The sequence below is a fragment of the Corynebacterium sp. genome (assembly GCF_022712195.1).
GTDB lineage: Bacteria > Actinomycetota > Actinomycetes > Mycobacteriales > Mycobacteriaceae > Corynebacterium.
On record NZ_JALAGY010000006.1, the window covers coordinates 1 to 22,549 of the forward strand.

Here is a 22,549-nt window from a genome sequence, read left to right on the forward strand (position 1 = left end):
CCCTGCGCGCGGGCGTCGCGGTGCTCATCGGCGCCGGGGTGGGTGCGCTGGCCACACCGCTGTCCACCGGGTTCCGCGTCGTGCTGATGCTGGTGTTCCTCGCCGCCGGGCTGCTCTGGCTCTTCAGCCACCCGTACCGTCGCGACGTCCGCGCCGCCGTCGAGGCCCGTGGCGACCGCTACACCACCCGCGTCAAGCAGGTGGTCCCCCTGTTCCCCCTCTGGCTCGCGCTGATGCTCGTCCCCGCGTTCGAGTTCGACAACTGGGCCGTCGCCGTCATCGTCTGGGCCGTCGCCGGGGTGTACTCCTGGCAGGTCGTCCCCCGCCTCGACGGCACCCGCGAACTCGAGGACCTCGCAGCCCTCGACGCCCGCACCGCCCGCACCGCCCGCACCGCCTGAGACACACGGAAAACCCCCGTCGTCCGGACACACTGTCCGGACCACGGGGGTCACCTGCGCGGGAGGCGCCTACTCCCACTCGATGGTTCCCGGCGGCTTGCTCGTGACGTCGAGCACCACCCGGTTGACCTCGGCCACCTCGTTGGTGATCCGGGTCGAGATCCGCTCCAGCGTCTCGTAGGGCACCCGCGTCCAGTCCGCCGTCATGGCGTCCTCACTGGTCACCGGACGAAGGACGACGGGATGACCGTAGGTACGGTGGTCACCCTGCACACCCACCGAGCGCACGTCGGCGAGCAGCACGACCGGGCACTGCCAGATCGTGTTGTCCAGACCGGCGGCGGTGAGCTCCGCACGGGCGATGGCGTCCGCGGCACGCAGGGTCTCCAGACGGTCCTCGGTGACCTCACCGATGATGCGGATACCCAGGCCCGGGCCGGGGAACGGCTGGCGGCCGACGATGACCTCCGGCAGCCCCAGCTCGCGGCCCACCGCACGGACCTCGTCCTTGAACAGCAGACGCAGAGGCTCGACGAGGGTGAACTCCACGTCGTCCGGCAGCCCGCCGACATTGTGGTGGCTCTTGATGTTGGCCGTGCCCGACCCGCCGCCGGACTCCACCACGTCCGGGTACAGCGTCCCCTGGACCAGGAAGTCCACCGAGGAGCCCTCCGGGGCATCCTCCAGCACACCGGCGACCGCGCGCTCGAAGGAACGGATGAACTCCGCGCCGATCGCCTTACGCTTGGCCTCCGGGTCGGTAAGGCCGGCGAGCTTGCCCAGGAACGCCGCACGCTCGTCCAGGGTGACCAGCTTCGCGCCGGTCGCGCTGACGAAGTCATGCTCCACCTGCTCACGCTCGCCGGCGCGCAGCAGCCCGTGGTCGACGAAGACACAGGTCAGACGGTCGCCGATGGCCTCCTGGACGATCGCGGCAGCCACCGCGGAATCCACGCCGCCCGACAGGGCGCAGATGGCACGGCCCTCGGGGCCGACCTGCTCACGCACGGCCTCGACGAGCTGCTCGGCGATGTTGCCGGCGGTCCAGGTGGGCTCCAGGCCCGCGACATCGTAGAGGAAGCGGGTCAGCACCTCCTGGCCGTGCGGGGAGTGCTGGACCTCCGGGTGGTACTGCACGCCCGCCATACGCCTGTCCAGGCACTCGAAGGCCGCCACCGGGGCACCGTCGGAGTGAGCGGTCACGGTGAAGCCCTCCGGGGCCTCGCTCACCGCGTCGCCGTGGCTCATCCACGCCTGGTGGGTGGCCTCGAAGCCGTCGTGCAGTGAACCGCCGTCGACCGAGATCTCGGTACGGCCGTACTCGCGGTCGCCGGTGTGCGAGACCGTGCCGCCGAGGGCGTGGGTCATCGCCTGGAAGCCGTAGCAGATGCCGAGGACCGGCACGCCGAGCTCCAGCAGTTCCTTCTGCAGCGCCGGGGCGCCGTCGGCGTAGACGGAGGACGGCCCGCCGGAGAGGATCAGGGCCGCCGGGTTCTTCGCGGCCACCTCCTCGACGGACATGGAGTGGGGGACGACCTCGGAGTACAGCCGCGCCTCACGCACACGACGTGCGATGAGCTGCGCGTACTGGGCGCCGAAGTCGACGACCAGCACAGGACGCGGGGCCGGCCGGGTTTCAGGACGGGGACTGCCGGTGGATGTTCCGGACTGCTGCTGTTGTGTCACGACGCTCACTCTACCGAACACCGCGCCGGCCGCGACCGTCGGTGGCGGCCAACCGCCCGCCGCAGACTTCATCCCCTGTTCACCTCCGGACTTCACGCAGCGCGGTGAACGACATACACTCACCGGGAGCACCCCTCGACACGTCGTCGACCATGAATGGAGCCCCACGTGCCGGCAGAGGTCACCGACCGCTCACCCGCCACCACCGACGTCCCTGACGGCGCCGACAGCGTCGACAGTGTCGACAGTGCCGAGGAAGGGAAGGTCGCCAGCACCACCCCGTCCGCCCCGGCGCACGGCCCGTTCGACCAGCCCGGCCGCCTCAGCAACCTCGGACTCCGCGGGCGCCCCCTCGCCTGGGCGAACTGGTTCTGCGTCGCCCTGGGGATCTACCTGCTGGTCACCGCGGTCTCCGTGGTCGGCGGGGGATTCAAGGCGGCCACCGGCGGACAGGCGGAGGAACTCTTCGCCTTCGCCTCCAACCCCCTCGTCGCCCTGATGATCGGACTGCTGGCCACCGCCCTGATCCAGTCCTCCACCACCGTGACGGCCATCATTGTCGGACTGTGCGCCGGCGGACTGCCGATGGCCGCCGCGATCCCTATGCTCATGGGCGCCAACGTGGGCACCACCCTCACCAGCACCCTGGTGAGTCTCGGCATGGTCCGCGACCGCGAGTCCTTCCGACGGGCCTTCGCCGCGGCGTCGATCCACGACTGCTACAACCTGCTCGCCGTGGTCATCTTCCTGCCCCTGGAACTGGTCTTCGGCGTTCTGGAGAAGAGCTCGGACTGGCTGTCCACCCGGATGGCGGGGAGCGACGGCGGGATCCTCGCCGCCGTCTTCGGCGGGCTCGGCAACGCCGTCACCGGCGTGACCGACCCGTTGGGCGACGCCATCACCGCTGCCTTCTCCGCCGTACCCGGCCCCTGGGACGGCGTCATCCTCATCCTCCTGGGCATCGCGATGATCCTGGCGGTGATCAACGTCATCGGCAAGCTGCTCAAGGTGGTGATGGTCGGGCGCGCGAAACGGGTCCTGCACACCGCCATCGGGCGTGGCCCGGTCTCCGGCATCACCTCCGGGACGCTGATCACGGTGATGGTGCAGTCCTCCTCCACCACCACCTCCCTGATCGTGCCGCTGGCGGGGTCCGGGACCTTCTCCCTCCGGCAGGTCTACCCCTTCACCCTCGGTGCGAACGTCGGGACCACGCTCACCGCGCTGATCGCCGCCTTCGCGTTCACCGGCCCGGAGGCGCAGTTCGCCCTCCAGGCGGCACTCGTCCACGTCCTGTACAACGTCTTCGCCCTGCTGCTGATCTACGGGACGCCCTTCCTGCGGTGGATCCCGCTCGCCGGGGCGTCCACCCTGGCCCGCCTCGGCGCCCGGAACAAGCTGTACGTGGCGGGGTGGGTCATCGGGGTCTTCCTCGTCCTGCCCGCCACCCTGATCCTGCTGACGGTGGTGCTGTGACCCCCTCCGGCGCCACGCCCGACCCCGCCGGGCACCAGCTCGAACGCGTCCTCAGCGACGCCGAGGACGCCCTGCAGGCGCTGCGTGAGGAACTCGCCGAACACCGTCGGCTACGGGAACAGCATGACGCCGTGGAGCAGCTCCCCCACCTGCTCGACGCCACGTCGGAGAAGTGGGCCAACACCCGCCTGTTCCTCGAGGAGCTCCTGGAGGAACTCAGGGCGGAACCCAGGGTGGACCGCCAGGCCGACGGCTGACCGGCCGAGGCACCGGCCGGATCCCGGGCGGGAGCGGTCAGGAACCGTCAGGAGCCGTCAGCGGACGGCGAGCGGGACCTTCTGGAAGCTCTTCAGGTCGGTGTAACCGCACTTGGCCATGGACCGGCGCAGCCCGCCGACCAGGTTCTCCTCGCCGTAGGGGTTGTCCGTGGGGCCGAACAGCAGCTTCTCCAGCGGCAGCGGCTCACGGGAGCCGAAGGTGCCGTAGACCGCCTCGGCCTCGCCGCGCGGCAGACCGGGGTGCGCCGCGACAGAGGGCCAGAAGTGGCCCTTCCCGCCCGAGCTCTCCGCCATCGCCAGCGGTGCGCCCAGTGAGACCGCGTCCGCGCCACAGGCGATGGCCTTGGCGATGTCACCGGCGACCTCCAGGTGGGAGTCGGCGATAACGTGGACGTACCGGCCACCGGTCTCGTCGAGGTAGTCCAGCCGGGCGGCCGCGGCGTCGGCGACGGCGGAGGCCATCGGCACGTCGATGCCCAGGGCCTGGCTGTTCGTCGTGGTGCCGGAGCCCACGATCACACCGGCGGCACCGGTACGCATGAGGTGCATCGCCGTGGTGTAGTCCACCACACCACCGGCGATGACCGGCACGTCCACCGACCCGATGAACTCCTTGAGGTTCAGCGGCTCACCGTTGGAGTACACGTGCTCGGCGGACACCAGGGTCCCCTGGATCACCAGCAGGTCGATCCCGGCCTTGATCAGTTCGGGGGCGAAGTCACGGGCGTTCTGCGGGGAGACACGCACACCGAAGGTGGCGCCGGAGTCCCGGACCTCGGCCAGACGCTCGGCCAGCAGACCGCGGTCCACCGGAGCGGAGTGCAGTTCCTGCAGGACGCGCTGTGCGGCGTGGGCCGGGGCGGGAAGGCCGAGCGGGTCGGAGTCGCCGGCGGCGGCACGCACCTTCGCCAGTGCGCCCTCCAGGTCGCTGTGGCGCCCCCACAGCCCTTCGGCGTTGATGACGGGAAGTCCGCCGAGCCTGCCGAACTCCACGGCGAACTCCGGGGTCACCACGGCATCCGAGGGATGTGCCATGAAGGGGATGTCGAAACGGTAGGCGTCGATGCGCCAGGTCGTGTCGACGTCGTGGGACGACCGGGTACGCCGTGACGGCACGATGTTGATCTGGTCGAATCCGACGACGCGGCGCGCCGTCCGTCCCATCCCGATGTTCACCTGTTCCTGCATGGGTTTCCTAACGCTGGTAGTAGTTCGGGGCTTCGACGGTCATCTGGATGTCGTGCGGGTGCGACTCGCGCAACCCTGCACCGGTGATCTGGACGAAGTGCGCGTCGTTCAGCTCCTCGACCGTCTTGGAGCCGGTGTAGCCCATGGCGGCGCGGAGCCCGCCGACCATCTGGTAGATGATGGTCTCCACGTTGCCGCGGAAGGGGATGCGCCCCTCGATGCCCTCGGGGACCAGCTTCTCCTCGCTGGTGACGTCGGCCTGGAAGTAGCGGTCCTTGGAGTAGGAGCGCTGTTCACCGTGCAGGCCACGGCCCTTCATCGCCCCGAGCGAGCCCATGCCGCGGTACATCTTGTACTGCTTGCCGTTGATGACCGTGATCTCACCGGGCGCCTCGCTGGTGCCGGCGAGCAGCGAGCCCAGCATCACCGAGGACGCACCGGCCGCCAGCGCCTTGGCGATGTCGCCGGAGTACTGCATACCGCCGTCGGCGATGATCGGGACGCCTGCCTTGCGGGCCGGGACCGCCGCCTCGAGGATCGCGGTGATCTGCGGTGCACCGACCCCGGCGACGACGCGGGTGGTGCAGATGGAGCCGGGGCCGATACCGACCTTGATGGCGTCCGCCCCTGCCTCGATCATGGCCTCGGCGGCGCCGCGGGTGGCGAGGTTGCCGCCGATGACGTCGACCCGGTCACCGAACTCCTTCTTCACCCGGGAGACCATCTCCAGCACACCGGTGTTGTGGGCGTGGGCGGTATCGACGACCAGGGCGTCCACACCGGCCTCGACCAGGGCGCCGGCCCGTCGCCAGGAATCCTCGCCGGTGCCGATCGAGGCGCCGACGAGCAGCCGTCCGGAGGAGTCCTTGGCCGCGTTGGGGAACTTCTCCCGCTTCGCGAAGTCCTTGACCGTGATCAGGCCGGTGAGCACTCCTTCACCGTCGACGATGGGCAGCTTCTCGACCTTGTTCTCGCGCAGGAGCCGCAGCGCGGCGTCGGCCGAGACACCCTTCTCCGCGACGACGAGCGGCATCGGGGTCATGACATCGGCGACCTTCGCCGAGAAGTCCTCCTCGAAACGCATGTCGCGGTTGGTGCAGATGCCCACGAGCCGTCCCGAGGCGTCCACGACGGGCAGCCCGGAGATGCGGTAGCGCGCGCACATCTCGTCGACCTCGCCGATGGTCATCTCGGGGGAGCAGGTCACCGGGTCGGTGACCATACCGGCCTCGCTGCGCTTGACGATCTCGACCTGTTCGGCCTGCTCCTCGATCGACAGGTTGCGGTGCAGCACACCCATGCCGCCCTGGCGCGCCATGCCGATGGCCATCCGCGCCTCGGTGACGGTGTCCATCGCCGCGGAGATCACCGGGACGTTCAGGGTGATGTTCCGGGTCAGCCGGGTCGTGGTCACGACCTCGTTGGGGATGATGTCGGACGCCGCGGGCAGCAGGAGGACATCGTCGAACGTCAGACCGACCAGCTCCACCTTCCTCGGGTCGTCGCCACCAGTGGTCACAAGCTGGGCATCGGTCATGCCGTTCAGGCCTCCTGCATCCTTTACACGTCCGTACCGGAATCAGCCGGAACTGTCGTCGGGGTTCTACGGGACAGGATAACCCCTCGCCGACCGTTATCCGACATCAGAACCCCCGAACACCGCCCGGGGCGCACGGTGCTGTTCCCCTCACCGTACACAGCGGGTACTCTCGAGGACGTGGACTTCGACGACTCTCTGATGCCCCCGGACCCCTTCGCCGATGACCCGGAGGATCCGGCGGCCCTGTTCGACGACGAGGTGGACGAGCCACTGTCCGACGAGGAGCGCGACGCCCTGCGCGAGGACCTGGCCAACGTCCGCCGCTTCCGTGAACTGCTGGAGCCCCGTGGGATCCTGGGTATCGCGATGACCTGTGACGACTGCCAGGAGCTGCACTACTACGACTGGCCGATCCTGGTGTCCAACCTGTCGACCATGCTCAACGACGGACCTGTCCCGGTCCATGAGCCCGGCGCCGACCCCGACCCGGACTTCTACGTGCCCTGGGACTACTGTGCCGGCTACGCGGACGCGGCCGACTGGCTGAGCCGGGGACCGCGGACCTTCCGCACCTGGGGACGTTAGAGCACCACGCGGGGAGAGCCGCACAGGCCGGCACAGGGTGGGGCCGGGCGGCCCCGGGGAATGTCAGGGGGTGGGTTCGCCCTCGTCCGAGTCGCGCTGCGCCTTCGGCGTGCTGCTCGGGCTGGTGGAGCTCGACGAGGAGCTCTTCGACGGGGCCGCCTCGCCCCGCTGCTGCGGTTCCGCCATGATCATCGGCCCGCCCGGCACCGCCGCGTCGCCGGGGGTCTCGGCACCGTCGGCGTCACCCTCGACCTCTCCCCCGTCGGCACCCGTACCGCCGTCACCGGTCGTGTCGGTCTGCTCGACGGACTGGGCGTCCTCACCGGACTCCGGCTCCGCCAGGACCATTCCACCGGCGTCGGCGCCAGGGTCCACGGTGTCGTCGTCGGTGGCCCGGTCCGCCGGGGCGCCGTGCTCGCCGGGCCCCGGCTCCGAGGACTCCGTGGCGGACCCGCCGGAACGCCGTGCCGTGCCCGTCGAACCGTCCTGGTCCTGACCGGCCGAACCGGCGACGACGGAACCGGACTGGCCGGAATCACCGGAGTTCCCCGTCGTCAACGCACCAACGGTGAAGCCGCCGACGACGAGCGCCGCAGCGACACCGCTGCCGACCAGCAGGGAGGTCAGGGACACTCCCCCCAGCGCCGCGACCCCTCCGGCGCGCCGCATCGCGCGCCGTCGCCGACGGCCCGCCAGCGACGTCACCTGCGGGTCAGCGTCCTCCAGCTGCGCAGGGTCGACGACGGGCGGCGCCGGGATGTCCCGCTCACTCGCGGCACGCGCCTCGACGAGGAGCCGCACCAGCCGGTCGTCCCCGTCGACCTTCCCCCCGGCGGCGATGGCGTCCAGCATCCGGTCGGCCGCGTGCACGGCATCGACGTCGGCACCGTTCGCGGTGTCGTCGTCGAAACCCTGCGGGTCCCACCTGTGCTCGTCCATCATTCCGTCCTCGAAGTCTCACGGGATTCCAGAGTCTCCCGCATCTTGGCCAACGCCCTGAACTGTGCGACACGCACCGCACCGGCGGTCGAGCCGACGATCTCCGCCGTCTCCTCGGCGGAGTAGCCGCCGAAGACCCTGAGAGTGACGATCTGCCGTGCCTTGTCACTGAGCGTATCGAGCAGCTGGACCACTTCGTTACAGGAGCTCATGTCCATGGCGACCGTCTCCGGGGTGGTCGTCACCACCTCCTGGTCCGGCACCTCGTCGGTGGGCATGGACAGGTCCCGGGACTGCGAACGACGCGCGTCGACGATCTTGTTCGCGGCGATGCGGTACACGAACGCCATGAAGGGTTTCCCCTGGTCCTCGTACCCGGGGATCGCCCGGGCCACCGCGAGGCAGATCTCCTGCGCCAGGTCCTCGGGGGTGGGGTACTTCGTGGACGGGACCCGCGCCCGGCAGTAACGCACGACCGGCGGGTGGATGAGATCGATGATGCGCTGGAGCGCCCGCCCGTCCCCCTCCACTGCGGAGGGTACGAGACGGGGCAGTGCCTCGTCGATGTCATCTGTCGCTGTCATAGTCCTCGTGCAAACCACGGTCAGGGCAGGTTGTGGGTACGCCGGTGAAGCTCACCTGCCTGTGGGCTGAAATTACCACAGCATTCCTCGCACCCGGGATTCACCCGGGGATAGCCGACGACCGCGGACAAACCGTCCGGAACCCACCGCGACACGCCCGCCGCAGGAGGGGGCCGGAAAATGTCACACCGTGAACAGCTTGCGGACACCTGTTGTTCACACACGGGGACGACCCTGGGGAGCGTCGGAGAACGGTGGAGACAGAACGAAGGAACACCGGCATCCGCGAGAGCAACCGCGATCTACTACAGGAGAACAGCCATGCCACAGACGAGCGACCTCCCCGGCCCCGCCACCGCATTCTGGGACTGGCAGCTCCACGGCTCCTGCCGTGGGGCAGAGTCCGCCGTCTTCTTCCACCCTGACGGGGAGCGTGGCCGAGCCCGCGCCCTCCGCGAGCACCGCGCCAAGGCAATCTGCAACGAGTGCCCGGTGCTGGCCCAGTGCCGCGAACACGCCCTCAGTGTCGGCGAGGTCTACGGGATCTGGGGCGGCATGGGCGAGTCCGAGCGCGCCGCCGCCCAGGGAGGGCGGGGCCGCCTCCGCCCCGCCCGGGAGAACCGCCGCCTGGCGTCCTGACCCCGGCACACGGAGAGAGGCCCCCGCCCCCGGTCAACGACGTGACCGGGGGCGGGGGCCTCAGAGCCAACCGCGGGAGCCACCCGCGGGACGGGCTCAGCCGCGACGGCGGAGCACCACTAGTGGTGGTGTCCGTGGCCGGCGGCGGAGGCTGCCTCCGCAGGCTTGTCGACGACGGCGGTCTCTGTGGTGAGCACCATGCGTGCCACGGAGGTCGCGTTGACGACGGCGGAGTGGGTGACCTTCACCGGGTCGATGATCCCCTGCTCCAGCAGGTTGCCGTAGGAACCGGTGGCGGCGTTGTAGCCCTCACCGTTGCCCAGCTCGGCGATCTTCGAGACCACGACGGCCCCGTCGAGACCGGCGTTGTCGGCGATCCAGTAGGCCGGACGACGCAGGGCGCGTGCCAGTGCCTTCACACCGACGGCCTTGTCGCCCTCGAAACCGGCGGCGAACTCCTCGAGTTCGGTGGCGATCTGCACCAGGACAGATCCGCCACCGGCGATCACGCCCTCCTGTGCGGCGGCACGGGCGGCGTTGATGGCGTCCTCGACGCGCAGCTTGCGCTCGTTGACCTCGGTCTCGGTGGCACCGCCGGCACGGATGACGGCGACACCGCCGGAAAGCTTCGCCAGACGCTCCTCGAGCTTCTCGCGGTCCCAGGTGGAGTCGGTGCGCTCGATGTCCGAACGGATCTGGGCACGACGTGCCTCGAGGTCCTCGGCGGTACCGGCACCGTCGACGATGACGGTCTCGTCCTTGGTGACCGTGATGCGACGGGCCGAACCCATCTGCTCCAGGGTCATCTCGGACAGCGACTGCCCGATCTCCTTGTCCACCACGGTGGCACCGGTGACGACGGCGAGGTCGTCCATGAACGCCTTGCGGCGGTCACCGAAGTACGGGGACTTCACGGCCACTGCCTTGATGGACTTGCGGATGGAGTTGACAACCAGCATCTGCAGCGGCTCGCCGTCGACGTCCTCGGCGACGATGAACAGTTCCTTGCCTGCCTTGGCGACCTGCTCGAGCACGGGCAGGAAGTCGGGCAGGGAGCTGATCTTGTCGCGCACCAGCAGGATGGCCGGGTTCTCCAGGATCGCCTGGGCCGACTCCTCCTCGGTGACGAAGTACGGCGACAGGTAGCCCTTGTCGAAGGAGACGCCCTCGGTGACGACGAGCTCGTCCACCAGGGACTGCGACTCCTCGACGGTGAGGACACCGTCCTTGCCGACGGTCTCCATGGCCTCGGCGACCTTGGCGCCGATGCCCTCGTCACGCGAGGACACCGTGGCGACGTTGGCGATCGCGGCGGAGTCGGCGACCGGCTCGGCGCGCTGCTGGAGCAGCTCGATGACCTTGTCGGCGGCCACGGAGATGCCCTCGTTGACGGCGATCGGGTTGCCGCCTGCGGCGACGATGCGCATGCCCTCGTTGATGAGAGCCTGCGCGAGCAGGGTGGCGGTCGTGGTGCCGTCACCGGCGATGTCGTTGGTCTTCACGGCGACGGACTTGACCAGCTGCGCACCGAGGTTCTCGAAGGGGTCCTCGAGGTCGATGTCGCGGGCGATGGTCACACCGTCGTTGGTCACGGTCGGACCACCGAAGGCCTTGTCGAGGACGACGTTACGGCCCTTGGGGCCGAGGGTGACGCGCACCGAGTCCGCCAGCGTGTCCACACCGCGCTGGAGCCCCTTGCGGGCCTCCTCGTCGAATGCGATGAGTTTAGCCATGCGTCACGCCCTACTTCGCGGAGTCGACGACGGCGAGGATGTCGCGCTGGTTGAGCAGCAGGTACTCTTCCCCGTCGTACTTGAGCTCGGTGCCGCCGTAGCGGGAGAACACGACCGTGTCGCCGACCTCGACGTCCATCGGGATGCGGTCGTCATCGTCGTGCCAACGGCCCGGGCCGACGGCCACGACGGTGGCCTCCTGCGGCTTCTCCTTCGCGGAGTCCGGGATGACCAGACCGGATGCGGTGGTCGTCTCGGCCTCGACGATCTGGACGAGGACGCGGTCCTCGAGCGGCTTGATGTTGACGTTAGCCACGTTGAATACCTCCGTGTTTGCGTACATGCAGTGATCGGAATTGTCTTGTTTTCCGGTTGGTATATCCTGCACAGCCGTCGTCGCGGGTGAACAACTGTGTGTCACACAACCACTTGGCACTCTACCCTGCCAAGTGCTAGCCCTCAACCGGGGAGGGTGCCAACACCGGCACCTCCACATCCATCGAGGGGTCCGTCGCGGCATCCAGCGAGCTGGCCGGCGCACCGGCCTCGATGAGACGCGCCGCCAACGCCGCGACCATCACCCCGTTGTCCGTGCACAACGGCAGTGCGGGGACGACCAGACGCACCCCGGCCGCCGCACACCGCTCCTGCGCCAGCGCCCGCAGACGCCGGTTGGCGGACACTCCCCCGCCGAGCAGCATCACCGTGGCACCGGTGTCGACACACGCACGGACCGCCTTGGCGGTCAGCACGTCCACCACCGCCTCCTGGAAGGAGGCGCACACGTCCTCGACCGGCACACTGCGCCCCTCCGCCGCAGCCTTCTCCACGAAGCGTGCGACGGCCGTCTTGAGCCCGGAGAAGGAGAAGTCGTAGGCGGCGTCCCCCGGCCGGCTCATACCCCGCGGGAAGGCGATCGCCGCGGGGTCGCCCGCAGCGGCCAGACGGTCGATCACCGGCCCGCCCGGGTAACCGAGCCCGAGCAGACGTGCCACCTTGTCGTAGGCCTCCCCGGCGGCGTCGTCGAGGGTGGAGCCGAGTTCCTCCATCGGACGCCCCACGCCGTTGACCCGGAGAATCTGGGTGTGCCCGCCGCTGACCAGCAACGCGACGGCACGGTCGAGGTCCCCGACAGCACTGTCGGCACTGTCGGCACTGTCGGCGCCCCCGTCGACCTCGAGTGTGCCCACGGCGACGTGCCCGCCGAGGTGGTTGACGCCGTAGAACGGCACGCCCCAGGCGGCGGCGTAGGCCTTCGCCGCCGCCGCACCGACCAGCAGTGCCCCTGCGAGACCGGGCCCGACGGTCGCCGCGACCGCGTCCGGACGCCGACGGCCGGTGCCCCACCGGGCCCGGGTGGCCCGTTCCAGGTCGCCCAACGCCGCCGCCATGGTCGGGCCCGTCGACTCCAGGTGCGCGCGGGAGGCGATCTCCGGGACCACCCCGCCGAAGCGGGCGTGCTGCTCCATCGACGACGCCACCCGGTTCGACACCTGCCGGACCGTGCCGTCGGCGTGCAGTTCGACGATCCCCACGCCGGTCTCGTCGCATGAGCTCTCGATCCCCATGATCAGCTGCGGCGCCTCGGCCACCCGCCGGGAAAGCGGCGGACGGCACATCGTGTAGGCGTCCGCACCGGAGGGACGGTAGTAGTTGCGGCGGGTTCCGGTGATCTCGAAGCCGTAGCTGCGGTAGAGGCTGACCGCCGCGTCATTGTCGGTGCGGACCTCGAGGTAGACAGGGCCGTCCTCCCGGTCCGCCAGCTCCATCAGCGGGTCCATCAGCAGCCGGGACCACCCGCGTCCCTGCGCTGCCGCCTCGACCCCGATGGTGTGGACCTCGAACTCGGGGTCACCGGCCGGGCCGTTCTTCGCCAGACCGGCGAAGCCGACCAGCCGTTCCCGCGGGGTTCCCTGCCCGGTGACCAGCCCGAGGTACACGGTGTTGGGCGCGGTGATCTCGCCGACGAAGCCGGCCTCCGGCCACGGGGAGTCGCCGGCGAAGAGCTCCGCCTCGATCTCGGCGCACCGGGCTGCAGCCTCCGGGGACAGCGGCCCCACGGCCGGGGCCTCCTGCCGCACGTCACCGTCCGACGGCGCGGTGCCGGGCGCGTCCTGCGCGCCGGTGGGGCCGGACTCCACGCCGCTGAAGTCGAGCGCCGCGGAGACCTGCACCTTCTTCGGCTCCACAGCATCGGGGCGCCGCAGGTACAGCGCCCGCAGCGGCTCGCCGGGCCGCGACAGCCCTTCGGGTCCCCCGAGACGCTGCACCGCCGCCGTCACGAGCCCGACCGGGGTGGGTCGGGCGTCGGCGTCCGCCACCGTCCACCCCGGCACCTCCGCGGCACGCGCGGCGACCTCGCGGGACGCCAGGACGTCCGCCCCGGGGTGGCCGGCGACGACGTCGTCAGGCGCGGCGACCGACGGGCCGTCGAGCACCGTCCCGGTCGCACCGTCGACCAGGCTCCAGTACCACTCACGGCGACGGGCGTCGCTCACCACCAGGTGGCGCTCCCCCGTCCCCGCGGCGGTGGCGAGGTGCCCCGGGACGCCGTGGACGGGGATGCCGAGGGCGTCACCGAAGGCGGCGCCGGTGGCCATCCCCACCCGTAGGCCGGTGAACGGGCCGGGGCCGACACCGACCACGACCGCGTCCAGGTCGTCCGGGGTCAGGCCGGCCTCGTCGAGGCAGGCCAGGATGTTCGGGGTGAGGACCTCCATGTGCCCCCGCGGATTGAGTTCCACCCGTTCGGCGAGCAGACGCGGCGCCACGGAAGCGCTCCCGGCGCCACCGGTGCCAGGGGGACAGTCCACCACCCCCGCGACGACGAAGGAGGTGGAGGTGTCGACCGAGAGAACATGCATGGCAAGTGATCCTAGTCCGCGGTGCGTGGCTCCGGACAGTCGACGAACCGGCCCCCTGCGGAGGACTGTCCCGGAACAGGCGAAGCCCCGTCGCACTCTCCAATTGCGACGGGGCCTCTGGATACACCCCTCACGGTGATCCGTCACCCATTTTGGCACCGCGGACAGAATCTCGCCAATCAATCCTGCTTATGGGGGATATTATCGGGGGGATTCAGATGTGCTACCCGCGTGACCAGCGCCAACGCAGGACACGGGGAGTGTCGTCCTGCAGGTCGCCGTCATCCGGGGCACCGGTGGCACGGTCGATCTCGATGTCGATCCAACGCTCCGGGGCGAGGGTCTCGACCACACCACGGCCCCACTCCGCCACCAGCACCCGGTCCTCCAGGTCGGCGTCGATGTCCAGGGACTCCAGGGCGTCGAGGACCGCCTCCCGCGACGGCGCACCGTCGCCCCCGCCGTGAGCGCCGGCACCGAGCAGACGGTAGGCGTCCATGTGCAGCAGTCCGGGCCGTTCCCCCGTGGCGCTGCCGGGACGGTGCTCACGGACGATCGTGAACGTCGGCGACTGCACCCGGCCCTTCACCCCCAGCCCGGCTGCGATGCCCTGGGTGACGGTCGTCTTCCCCGCCCCGAGCGCCCCGGTGAGCACGACGACGTCACCGGCGCGCAACCGGGCCCCGAGCTCACGCCCGAGACCACGCATCGCGTCAGCGGAGGGCACCTCGACGCTGCCGGACCCCGACGCGAACACGTCGGCGGCACCTGCCGCACCCGCCCCACCGTCGGCGGGCACGACGCGCCGGCGCACCCGGCCACGCGGCAGGGTGAGCACCTCGTAGGCGATCGTGTCCGCGGCGGCGGCGATCTCCTCGACCGAACGACCCCCGGCCCCGAAGACCACCGCCCAGTCCCCGGGACGCACGGACGCACCGGGGCCCTCCCCGTCCGCCGGCCCCAGGTCGATGACGATCTGGTCCATGCACACCCGGCCGATCTGCGGGTACCACGTCCCGTCGACAGTGACGCCGAAACGTCCCGACATGCTCCGCGGCAGCCCGTCGGCGTAGCCCATCGCCACGACCGCGGTACGTGTGTCGCGTTCCGCCCGCCACAGGTGCCCGTAGCTGACCCCTTCACCGGCCGGGACGACACGGGTGGTGACCACCCTCGCCCGGACGGTCATCGCCTCACGCAGCTCCACCGGACCGCTCTCCCCGGCCGGTATCACCGCCGGGTCCACGGCGTACACGCCGTACACGCTCACCCCGGGACGGACCATCTCGTGCCGCAGGTCCGGCCGCGACAGCGTCGCCGGGGTGTTCGCGATGTGGTTGACCGGCACGTCCAGACCGGCCGCCCGGCACGCCTCCACCGCCGCGACGAAACGACGTGCCTGCAGATCGGTCACCTGGGACGACGGGTCGTCGGCACTGGCCAGGTGGGACAGCACCCCGGTGACGGTGAGCACACCGTCCCCGACGGCCGCCGCCGCCGACGACACCGCCTCACCCCACCGTGCCGCCTCGATGCCGGAACGGGACAGACCCGTGTCCGCCATCAGCCCGACGGACAGCGGGGCCTCCCCACGCGCCACCGCGCCGCGTGACGCCTCCACCGCCGCGGTGAGGTGCTCCACCGACGGCACCCCCAGGGTGATCCCGGCGGAACAGGCTGCGGAGATGTCCTCCAGTGCAGGGTCCGGCAGCCACATCCACGCGGTGACCGGCGCGGTGATCCCGGCCTCACGCAACGCCAGTGCCTCACCTAGTGTCGCCACGCCGAGGGCGACCGCACCGGCGTCCAACGCGGTGCGGGCGACGTCGACCATGCCGTGGTTGTAACCGTCAGCCTTCACGATCGCCATCACACCGGCCGGGGCGGCGACACGTGCCAGGGTGCGCACGTTGTGCGCCACGGCGGAGAGGTCGACGACGACCTCGGCGAGACAGTGGTCGACAGGGTCGGCGGGGTCGGGGAGGTCGTGGGGGGCACGGCCGGACTGTTCAGTCATCACCACTGCACCCCGGGCCTATTCCACGGTCACTGACTTGGCCAGGTTCCGCGGCTTGTCGATGTCGGTGTTCCCGCACTGACGGGCGATCTCGGCGGAGAGGAACTGCAGCGGCACCGTCGAGAGCAGCGGCTGGAGCAGTGTCGGGCACTGCGGGATCTCCAGCAGGTCGTTGGCGAAGGGCCGCACAGCCTCGTCGCCCTCCTCGGCGATGACGATGGTGCGGGCACCACGTGCCCGGATCTCCTGGATGTTGGTCACGATCTTCGAGTGCAGGATCTCCCGGCCCTGCGGTGACGGCACCACCACGACCACAGGGAGGTCATCCTCGATCAGGGCGATGGGACCGTGCTTGAGCTCCCCGGCGGGGAACCCCTCGGCGTGGATGTAGGCCAGCTCCTTGAGCTTCAACGCACCCTCGAGCGCGACCGGGTAGCCGACGTGGCGGCCGAGGAAGAGCATCGTGGGGATCGGGCCGAGTTCCGCCGCCAGTTCCAGGACGGTGTCCTTGAGCTCGAGCACTTTCTCGATCTTGCCCGGGATTTCCTCGAGCTGCCGGTAGGTCGCCTCGATCTCGTCGGAGAACTTCGTCCCGCGCGCCTGCGCCAGTGCCAGGCCCACGATGTAGTTCGCCGCGACCTGGGCCAGGAAGGCCTTGGTGGAGGCGACGCCGATCTCGGGGCCGGCGTGGGTGTAGAGCACGGCGTCCGCCTCGCGGGGGATCTGCGATCCGTTGGTGTTGCACACCGCGAGCACCCGGGCGCCCTGCTTCTTGGCGTGCCGGACGGCCTCCAGGGTGTCGGCCGTCTCGCCGGACTGGGACACCGCGACGACGAGCGTCTGCCGGTCGAGGACCGGGTCGCGGTAGCGGAACTCGCTGGCGACCTCGATCTCCACGGGCAGCCGCACCCAGTGCTCGATGGCGTACTTCGCCAGCAGCCCGGAATGGTAGGCCGAACCGCAGGCCACCACGAAGACCTTCTCGACCTGCCGCAGGTCGTCGTCGGACAGCCGCTGCTCGTCGAGCACCACCCGCCCGTCGACGAAGTGTCCGGCGAGCGTGTCGCGCACCGCGGCGGGCTGCTCGAAGATCTCCTTCATCATGAAGGAGTCGAATCCGCCCTTCTCCGCGGCGGCGAGGTCCCAGTCGATGGTGAAGGGACGCCCCTCGGTGGGGGTGCCGTCGAAGTCCATGACGCGGTAGCCGTCGGCGGTGATCACCACCGCGTTGTTCTCGTCGAGCTCCACCGCCTCACGGGTGTGAGCGATGAAACCAGCGACGTCGGAGCCGAGGAACATGCCGTCCTCGCCGACGCCGACGATCAGGGGGGTGGAGCGGCGGCCGGCGACGATCATGCCCGGCTCGTCCGCGTGGGCGAACAGCACGGTGAACGCGCCCTCGAGACGCCGCAGCACCGACAGGGCGGACGCCTCCAGGTCCCCCGCCGTCGGCCCGCCGGCGTATGCCAGGGCGAGCAGATGGGCGGCGACCTCGGAGTCGGTCTCACTGGTCAGTTCGATGCCCGCGGCCTCGATCTCCGCGCGCAGCGGGGCGAAGTTCTCGATGATGCCGTTGTGGACGATCACGGCCTTGCCGTCGAAGGAGACGTGCGGGTGCGCGTTGACGTCGTTGGGACGCCCGTGCGTGGCCCACCGGGTGTGGCCGATGCAGGCCTTCCCGTCGAACCTGTCCGCACCGGTCTCGGCGATCCGCTGCTGCAGGTTCGCCAGCTTGCCTGCCTTCTTCTCGACCTCGATGTCCCCGTCCGAGATGACGGCGATACCGGCGGAGTCGTAGCCCCGGTACTCCATCCTGGCCAGGGCCTCCAGACCGACGTCAAGTGCCTTGGCGGAGCTCCGGGCGCTTCCGATGTATCCAACGATGCCACACATACCGGACAACAATACTGGTCGCCTTCCCCGCCCGTGAACCGCGTCCCGGTTCACCGCCCCCGCCACCGTCTCCGTCACCGTCCCACGCCCACGCACCGGCGGGGTCCGCGGGGACCGGTGGCGGGGACAGGCTCGGTGACTGGCTCGGTGACTGGCTCGGGCGTTGCACCTCTCGCCCCGCGGGGCGGTTCTATCTACTAGGCTGAGAACCGTGGCAGACAACGTGAAGAACCTGGTCCCCCGGTTGGAGAAGCGGGGCCCGCACAGGGTCCTGGTCGGCGAACTCGACTTCGCCGGTATCCCCGGCCGTATCTACACGCCTGCCGAAGGCAAGGCGATCGCCGGTGTGGCCTTCGGCCATGACTGGCGGGTCGGTGTGGACGGCTACCACGCCACACTGCGACACCTCGCCAGTTGGGGGATCGCCGTGGCCGCACCGGACACCGAGCGGGGCGTGCTGCCGAACCACCGGGGTTTCGCCTCGGACCTGGAGTCCTGTCTGCAGATCCTCTCCGGCGTGCGCCTGGGCGTGGGCAACATCACCGTCGACCCGGGCAAGCTGTTCTTCGCGGGCCACGGCATGGGCGCCGGCGCCGCGATCCTGGCCGCGACCGGGCGGGCACCCGCCCAGCCGTCCAAGAAGCGCTACCGGGACCGCCCGACTGTCGCCGGAGTGGTGGCCATCCACCCGTCGGACACCTCCCCGAGCTGCTACCAGGCCGCGCGGCACGTGCAGGCCCCCGGCCTGGTCCTGGCCCCTGGCCGCACTCTGGGTGTGGAGGCCGGTGAACCGGAGCGCATCGCGGCCCTGTGGGGTGGCAGGGTGGTGTTCCGCCGGATCTCGAAGGCGTCGGCGTCAGGGTTCCACGAGAAGCTGACCAGGAAGTTCCTGACCACCAACAGCGGATTCGAGTTCGCCGCGCAGGACTTCATCCGCGCACTGACCACCGGGTTCATCCTGGCCGAGGACGACAAGCACTACGCCGCCTTCCGGGATCCCGAGGCCGAGATCAAGAACTCCGAGGTGGCGACCCGTGGTGAGCTCTTCGAGAAGCTCCCGGAGTTCGCCGACCCGTTGGAGGCCGTGAACTCCGCGCTGCGGCTCTGACCGGACGGTCGTCAGTCGAAGATCCCCGGGCGGCGACGGGCTGACCCACGGTCGGCGGGCGACCGCATTGTCTCCTCTGTCTGGTCAGACGGGGAGCCGCCCGCCCTTTCGGCCGCGTCTTCCCTGTCTTCTTCTCCGCCGCCGGCAGTGTCAGCCTCGGCGAGCAGGCGCGTGGCCTCCTCCATCTGGTTCTGGAACTTCTCGGTCGCTGCGCCGACGATCTGCACGTAGCTGTCCAACGCGGACTCTATGGGGCTTCTGGTGTTCACCACTGTCCACTCCTCGCCACTGACGGTGCGTCGCCGGACTTCTCCCCGGTCGTCCAGACGTCAGGGGTCCACCCGTCATGGTTGGCAGGACTCTCCGGTAGTTCGTCAGGGACAGTCGCACCGGCGGGGTCGGGGGTCGCCCCGGAGGGCCCGTCCGCCGCCGCCGGATCCACGGGTGCGGGAGACGTCGCCCGGGTATCCCCGTCACCCGGGGCAGGTGACGGGGCATCTGCGCCGGGTTCCTCGGCGGCCTGCAGGTAGGTGCTCTTGTCGAAGCCCTTCTCCGGGTCCACGGTCGGAGGTGCCGGCGCCTCCGGTACCGGCTCCGGTTCTGATTCCGGCTCACAAGGTTCCGGCTCTGGCTCACAAGGTTCAGGTTCCGGCTCCGGGTCACACGGCTCCGGCGTCGGCTCGGGTTCAGAACAGGCGTCGTCTCCCCCGTCCGGACTGTCTGGCGGGCACAGGTTCAGGTCGATGTCGATCAGTGACCCCGCGTTCTCCACTGCGACGGCCACAGCCCCTTCGACCGCCCCCTTGACCGCCCCCTCGACCCAGCCGCTGATCTCCCCGGCAAGACCGGGGACAGACAGTGACGGTGGGCAGGGTGCCTGTGGCACGACCCCCACCGACCCCACCGACGCCACAGACGTGGCCGCCGACACGCTCCCCGCCGACGCTGCGGCAGGGACCGGCGCGGCGGCCGCCCCGACGGTGGCGACCTCCGCCGGCACAGGAGCGACATCGCAGTCCGGCACGTCCACCTCAGGCGCGGGGTCCGTCGCCAACGGGACCCGGCACCGCCCCTCCTCGGCCGCCGGCAGACACTCGGCGATGGTGAGGTCCATGCACTCCCCCATCTGAGTGTTCCGTCCCTCCACCAGAGCTCCGACCCCGTCAAGGGCCGAACACAGCAGTTGCGCGGCGGACTCCAGCATGGCCTGGGCCGCGACCGGGTCGGTCGGCTGCAACGCCTTCGCCGCCACGTACAGGCCCATCGCGACGTCCACTGCACCGTCGACACAGGCCTCGACCTCGTCGGCGCACAGCGACTGGATCGCCTCCAGCACCCGGTCACAGGTCAGAACCGCGTCATCGGCCTGCTCCACCGAGTCCTCGTGGGACTCGTGGTCGCTTCCTCCTGTGCCCAGCTTGTTCGCCAGCATTCCCCCGCTGATGCCCACCACGTAGTCCTTCAGCGTGGACAGCACCTCGCCGACCAACCCCTTCATGCCGCCCTTGCCCTTGCCGGAGGAACCGTCCGCCGTACCGTCCCCCGTCGCGTCCCCGGAGTCCCCGGAGTTCCCACTGCCTCCGAGTGACATTCCGTCGGCGAAGTCCAGCAGCATCGACACCCCGGTGACGACCCAGGGAAGCGCAGCGGGCGCCGCCTTCGTCACGGTACGTCCTGCCCCGTCGAGTTTCCCCACCGAGGCGGCGAGCCGCGCCTGGTCCGCCTGCACCGGCATCAGCGTCCTTCCCCTTCGCTGAAGACGCGGCGCGACCGGTCGTCGGTGCCGGCCACCGCGGTGATTGTCCCGGCGGCGTTCTCCAGCCCCCGCTGCAGCCTGTCGATGTGCGCAAGCCTCACCTCATGGGCGCGGCGCCGCAGCTCCACGAGCCTCGTCGCACGGTCTGCCAGCCCGTTCCCGTAACTGGCCGCCGTGCGCCGTGGGCTGTCCCCCAGGATCTGCTCCTGCCGCGTCCCGACCGCACTGAGCGCGTCCGACACCGCCGACTGAGCCGCGGCGACATCGACGTCGAGTTTCCCGATATCCGGTGCCACAGGTACCCCCTTCATCTCTCCCCCGTGACGCTGCACGGTCTCTCCTGCCGCATGCCGGTGGGCACCGGCACATGCCGCCAGCGCATTCGCTGGTCCGTGACAGAGAGAGACTCCCCGGAGCCCCGAAAGGTTCCCCTACCCCTCGGCGACGACGATGGCGGCGAGCCGTCCAGCGACCCGCTTCGCCTCCGCGGAGGTCGGGGCCTCGACCATCACCCGGTAGACCTGCTCCGTACCGCTGGGACGCAGCAGCACCCGGCCGGTGTCCCCCAGCTCGGCCTCCGCCTCCACGATGGCCTCGCGCACGACCTCGGACGTGTGGATCCGTTCCTTCTCCTCAACCGGGACGTTGACCAGCGTCTGCGGGAGGACCGTCATCACGTCGGCCAGCTCCCTCAGGGACTTGCCCGTGTCCGCCATCCGCGCCATGAGACGCAGGCCGGTGAGTGTGCCGTCCCCGGTGGTCGCGTGCGAGGGGATCACGATGTGGCCGGACTGCTCCCCGCCCAGGGAGAAGTCGTTCGCCATGAGGTCCGCCAGCACGTACCGGTCACCGACCTTGGTCCGCCGCAGGGTGATGTCGTGCTCCTTCATCGCCAGGGTCAGGCCGAGATTGGACATCACCGTCGCCACGAGGGTGTTCTTGCGCAGCTCCCCGGACTCCTTCATGGCCACGGCGAGGACGGCCATGATCTGGTCGCCGTCGATCACGTTGCCCTCGGAGTCCACCGCGAGACACCGGTCCGCGTCACCGTCGTGGGACAACCCGAGGTCCGCCTGGTGTTCGAGAACGGCCTGCTGGATGACCTCGATGTGCGTCGAACCGCAGTTGTCGTTGATGTTGAAGGAGTTCGGGGAGTTGTGGATCGCCACGACGTCCGCGCCGGCCGCCTCGTAGGCCATCGGCGCGGCGAGACTCGCCGCACCGTTGGCGCAGTCAACGACCACACGGATACCGTCCAACGGACGTGGGGCCGCGTCCTGCAGGTGGAACAGGTAGCGCTCCAGGGCGTCCCCGGACTCCTCGATGACCCGGCCGATGGCGGCACCGGTGGGGCCCTGTTCCTCGAGCTCCAGCATCGCCGCCTCGATCTCGTCCTCGACGGAGTCGTCGAGCTTGCGGCCCCCCGCGGCGAAGAACTTGATGCCGTTGTCCGGCATCGGGTTGTGCGAGGCGGAGATCATCACGCCCATGTCCGCACCGTAGTCGTCGGTGAGGAAGGCGACCGCCGGGGTGGGCAGCACACCCACGTTGAGCACGTCGACACCCTGCGACGCCATCCCGGCGGAGAGCGCCCCCGCCAGCATCTCCCCCGACACCCGGGGGTCACGCCCGATCACCGCCGTGGGCCGACGCTGCGACCCCTGCCCCGTCGTGGTGAGGACACGCGCCGCCGCCGCCCCCAGCCGCAGCGCCAGTGGTGCCGTCAGAGACCTGTTGGCGAGGCCCCGAACCCCGTCCGTACCGAAAAGTCTGCTCATGGAGTGCCAGTCTAGACCGTCGCGCCGCAGACACCCCTGAACGACAGGCAACGCCGCCCCCACCCCGCACACTGTGCGGGAACG

Annotated in this window: 20 protein-coding genes; 6 read left to right on the forward strand and 14 right to left on the reverse strand. The window is 70.1% G+C overall.

The genetic code is table 11. The features are described 5' to 3' along the window. Positions 1–401 (forward strand): hypothetical protein (locus Q0A34_RS00550; protein ID WP_363316411.1); only part of this gene is annotated, 401 nt, incomplete at its 5' end. Positions 402–470: 69 nt separating this feature from the next. Here the strand turns inward: Q0A34_RS00550 and guaA are convergent. Next, positions 471–2,015 carry a glutamine-hydrolyzing GMP synthase gene (gene guaA / locus Q0A34_RS00555; protein WP_291477543.1) on the reverse strand — a complete coding sequence of 515 codons (1,545 nt, stop codon included), beginning with the start codon at positions 2,013–2,015 and terminating at the stop codon, positions 471–473. 240 nt (positions 2,016–2,255) lie between these two features. On the opposite strand from guaA, the gene Q0A34_RS00560 reads away from it, so the two are divergent. Both Q0A34_RS00560 and Q0A34_RS00565 read left to right on the forward strand, forming a co-directional pair. Beyond that, positions 2,256–3,563 (forward strand): Na/Pi symporter, encoded by a 1,308-nt coding sequence (locus tag Q0A34_RS00560; RefSeq protein ID WP_291477434.1) that lies wholly within the window; start codon positions 2,256–2,258, stop codon positions 3,561–3,563. Then, positions 3,560–3,820 (forward strand): hypothetical protein, encoded by a 261-nt coding sequence (locus tag Q0A34_RS00565; RefSeq protein ID WP_291477436.1) that lies wholly within the window; start codon positions 3,560–3,562, stop codon positions 3,818–3,820. Before Q0A34_RS00560 ends, Q0A34_RS00565 begins: the two co-directional genes overlap by 4 nt. Before the next feature lie 57 nt (positions 3,821–3,877). Here Q0A34_RS00565 and Q0A34_RS00570 read toward each other — a convergent pair whose 3' ends face one another. Further along, positions 3,878–5,029: a GuaB3 family IMP dehydrogenase-related protein gene (locus tag Q0A34_RS00570; protein ID WP_291477437.1), complete on the reverse strand. Its 1,152-nt coding sequence runs from the start codon at positions 5,027–5,029 to the stop codon at positions 3,878–3,880. A gap of 7 nt (positions 5,030–5,036) precedes the next feature. After that, positions 5,037–6,566 (reverse strand): IMP dehydrogenase, encoded by a 1,530-nt coding sequence (gene guaB / locus Q0A34_RS00575; protein WP_291477438.1) that lies wholly within the window; start codon positions 6,564–6,566, stop codon positions 5,037–5,039. A gap of 180 nt (positions 6,567–6,746) precedes the next feature. Between guaB and Q0A34_RS00580 the strand changes: the two genes are divergently transcribed. Beyond that, entirely contained in the window at positions 6,747–7,154 is a 408-nt protein-coding gene (locus Q0A34_RS00580) for a DUF5319 domain-containing protein (RefSeq protein ID WP_291477439.1), read from the forward strand. Positions 7,155–7,217: 63 nt separating this feature from the next. On the opposite strand, the gene Q0A34_RS00585 is transcribed toward Q0A34_RS00580, so the two are convergent. Beyond that, positions 7,218–8,093 carry a hypothetical protein gene (locus Q0A34_RS00585; protein ID WP_291477440.1) on the reverse strand — a complete coding sequence of 292 codons (876 nt, stop codon included), beginning with the start codon at positions 8,091–8,093 and terminating at the stop codon, positions 7,218–7,220. Continuing rightward, on the reverse strand, positions 8,093–8,677 hold the full coding sequence (locus Q0A34_RS00590; RefSeq protein ID WP_291477441.1) for a sigma-70 family RNA polymerase sigma factor: 585 nt from the start codon (positions 8,675–8,677) through the stop codon (positions 8,093–8,095). Before Q0A34_RS00590 ends, Q0A34_RS00585 begins: the two co-directional genes overlap by 1 nt. Positions 8,678–8,998: 321 nt before the next feature. Between Q0A34_RS00590 and Q0A34_RS00595 the strand changes: the two genes are divergently transcribed. Continuing rightward, complete coding sequence (locus Q0A34_RS00595; RefSeq protein ID WP_291477442.1) at positions 8,999–9,316, forward strand: WhiB family transcriptional regulator; 318 nt, start codon at positions 8,999–9,001, stop codon at positions 9,314–9,316. 119 nt (positions 9,317–9,435) lie between these two features. Here the strand turns inward: Q0A34_RS00595 and groL are convergent, their stop codons facing one another. The 5 genes from groL to glmS all read right to left on the reverse strand — a co-directional run bounded on the left by groL (position 9,436) and on the right by glmS (position 17,823). Then, entirely contained in the window at positions 9,436–11,049 is a 1,614-nt protein-coding gene (groL, locus tag Q0A34_RS00600; protein WP_291477443.1) for a chaperonin GroEL, read from the reverse strand. Between the two features lie 10 nt (positions 11,050–11,059). Continuing rightward, entirely contained in the window at positions 11,060–11,365 is a 306-nt protein-coding gene (gene groES, locus Q0A34_RS00605; protein WP_075811378.1) for a co-chaperone GroES, read from the reverse strand. Positions 11,366–11,501: 136 nt separating this feature from the next. Continuing rightward, positions 11,502–13,913, reverse strand: a complete 2,412-nt coding sequence (gene tsaD / locus Q0A34_RS00610) for a tRNA (adenosine(37)-N6)-threonylcarbamoyltransferase complex transferase subunit TsaD (RefSeq protein WP_291477444.1) — start codon at positions 13,911–13,913, stop codon at positions 11,502–11,504. A 223-nt stretch (positions 13,914–14,136) separates the two neighbouring features. Then, a complete protein-coding gene (gene alr, locus Q0A34_RS00615; protein ID WP_291477445.1) occupies positions 14,137–15,930 on the reverse strand; it encodes an alanine racemase in 1,794 nt (597 codons plus the stop codon). 18 nt (positions 15,931–15,948) lie between these two features. After that, positions 15,949–17,823 (reverse strand): glutamine--fructose-6-phosphate transaminase (isomerizing), encoded by a 1,875-nt coding sequence (gene glmS / locus Q0A34_RS00620; protein ID WP_291477447.1) that lies wholly within the window; start codon positions 17,821–17,823, stop codon positions 15,949–15,951. Positions 17,824–18,034: 211 nt separating this feature from the next. Between glmS and Q0A34_RS00625 the strand changes: the two genes are divergently transcribed. After that, positions 18,035–18,931 carry an alpha/beta hydrolase gene (locus Q0A34_RS00625; protein WP_291477449.1) on the forward strand — a complete coding sequence of 299 codons (897 nt, stop codon included), beginning with the start codon at positions 18,035–18,037 and terminating at the stop codon, positions 18,929–18,931. Positions 18,932–18,942: 11 nt separating this feature from the next. Here Q0A34_RS00625 and Q0A34_RS00630 read toward each other — a convergent pair whose 3' ends face one another. The 4 genes from Q0A34_RS00630 to glmM all read right to left on the reverse strand — a co-directional run bounded on the left by Q0A34_RS00630 (position 18,943) and on the right by glmM (position 22,465). After that, positions 18,943–19,200 (reverse strand): hypothetical protein, encoded by a 258-nt coding sequence (locus Q0A34_RS00630; RefSeq protein WP_291477450.1) that lies wholly within the window; start codon positions 19,198–19,200, stop codon positions 18,943–18,945. Beyond that, positions 19,197–20,666 carry a hypothetical protein gene (locus tag Q0A34_RS00635; protein WP_291477452.1) on the reverse strand — a complete coding sequence of 490 codons (1,470 nt, stop codon included), beginning with the start codon at positions 20,664–20,666 and terminating at the stop codon, positions 19,197–19,199. The genes Q0A34_RS00630 and Q0A34_RS00635 overlap by 4 nt, the downstream gene beginning before the upstream one ends. Continuing rightward, positions 20,666–20,983 (reverse strand): hypothetical protein, encoded by a 318-nt coding sequence (locus Q0A34_RS00640; protein WP_291477454.1) that lies wholly within the window; start codon positions 20,981–20,983, stop codon positions 20,666–20,668. Before Q0A34_RS00640 ends, Q0A34_RS00635 begins: the two co-directional genes overlap by 1 nt. 135 nt (positions 20,984–21,118) lie before the next feature. Next, entirely contained in the window at positions 21,119–22,465 is a 1,347-nt protein-coding gene (glmM, locus tag Q0A34_RS00645) for a phosphoglucosamine mutase (protein ID WP_291477456.1), read from the reverse strand. Positions 22,466–22,549 lie beyond the last annotated feature (84 nt).

What these genes read in the sequence shown, in the direction of transcription:
- Q0A34_RS00595 (WP_291477442.1), top strand. Translation starts at nt 8,999, where the DNA reads ATGCCACAGACGAGCGACCTCCCCGGCCCCGCCACCGCATTCTGGGAC.
- groL (WP_291477443.1), bottom strand. Translation starts at nt 11,049, where the DNA reads ATGGCTAAACTCATCGCATTCGACGAGGAGGCCCGCAAGGGGCTCCAG.
- Q0A34_RS00590 (WP_291477441.1), bottom strand. Translation starts at nt 8,677, where the DNA reads ATGACAGCGACAGATGACATCGACGAGGCACTGCCCCGTCTCGTACCC.
- guaB (WP_291477438.1), bottom strand. Translation starts at nt 6,566, where the DNA reads ATGACCGATGCCCAGCTTGTGACCACTGGTGGCGACGACCCGAGGAAG.
- glmM (WP_291477456.1), bottom strand. Translation starts at nt 22,465, where the DNA reads ATGAGCAGACTTTTCGGTACGGACGGGGTTCGGGGCCTCGCCAACAGG.
- tsaD (WP_291477444.1), bottom strand. Translation starts at nt 13,913, where the DNA reads ATGCATGTTCTCTCGGTCGACACCTCCACCTCCTTCGTCGTCGCGGGG.
- Q0A34_RS00585 (WP_291477440.1), bottom strand. Translation starts at nt 8,093, where the DNA reads ATGGACGAGCACAGGTGGGACCCGCAGGGTTTCGACGACGACACCGCG.
- Q0A34_RS00635 (WP_291477452.1), bottom strand. Translation starts at nt 20,666, where the DNA reads ATGCCGGTGCAGGCGGACCAGGCGCGGCTCGCCGCCTCGGTGGGGAAA.
- alr (WP_291477445.1), bottom strand. Translation starts at nt 15,930, where the DNA reads ATGACTGAACAGTCCGGCCGTGCCCCCCACGACCTCCCCGACCCCGCC.
- Q0A34_RS00570 (WP_291477437.1), bottom strand. Translation starts at nt 5,029, where the DNA reads ATGCAGGAACAGGTGAACATCGGGATGGGACGGACGGCGCGCCGCGTC.
- glmS (WP_291477447.1), bottom strand. Translation starts at nt 17,823, where the DNA reads ATGTGTGGCATCGTTGGATACATCGGAAGCGCCCGGAGCTCCGCCAAG.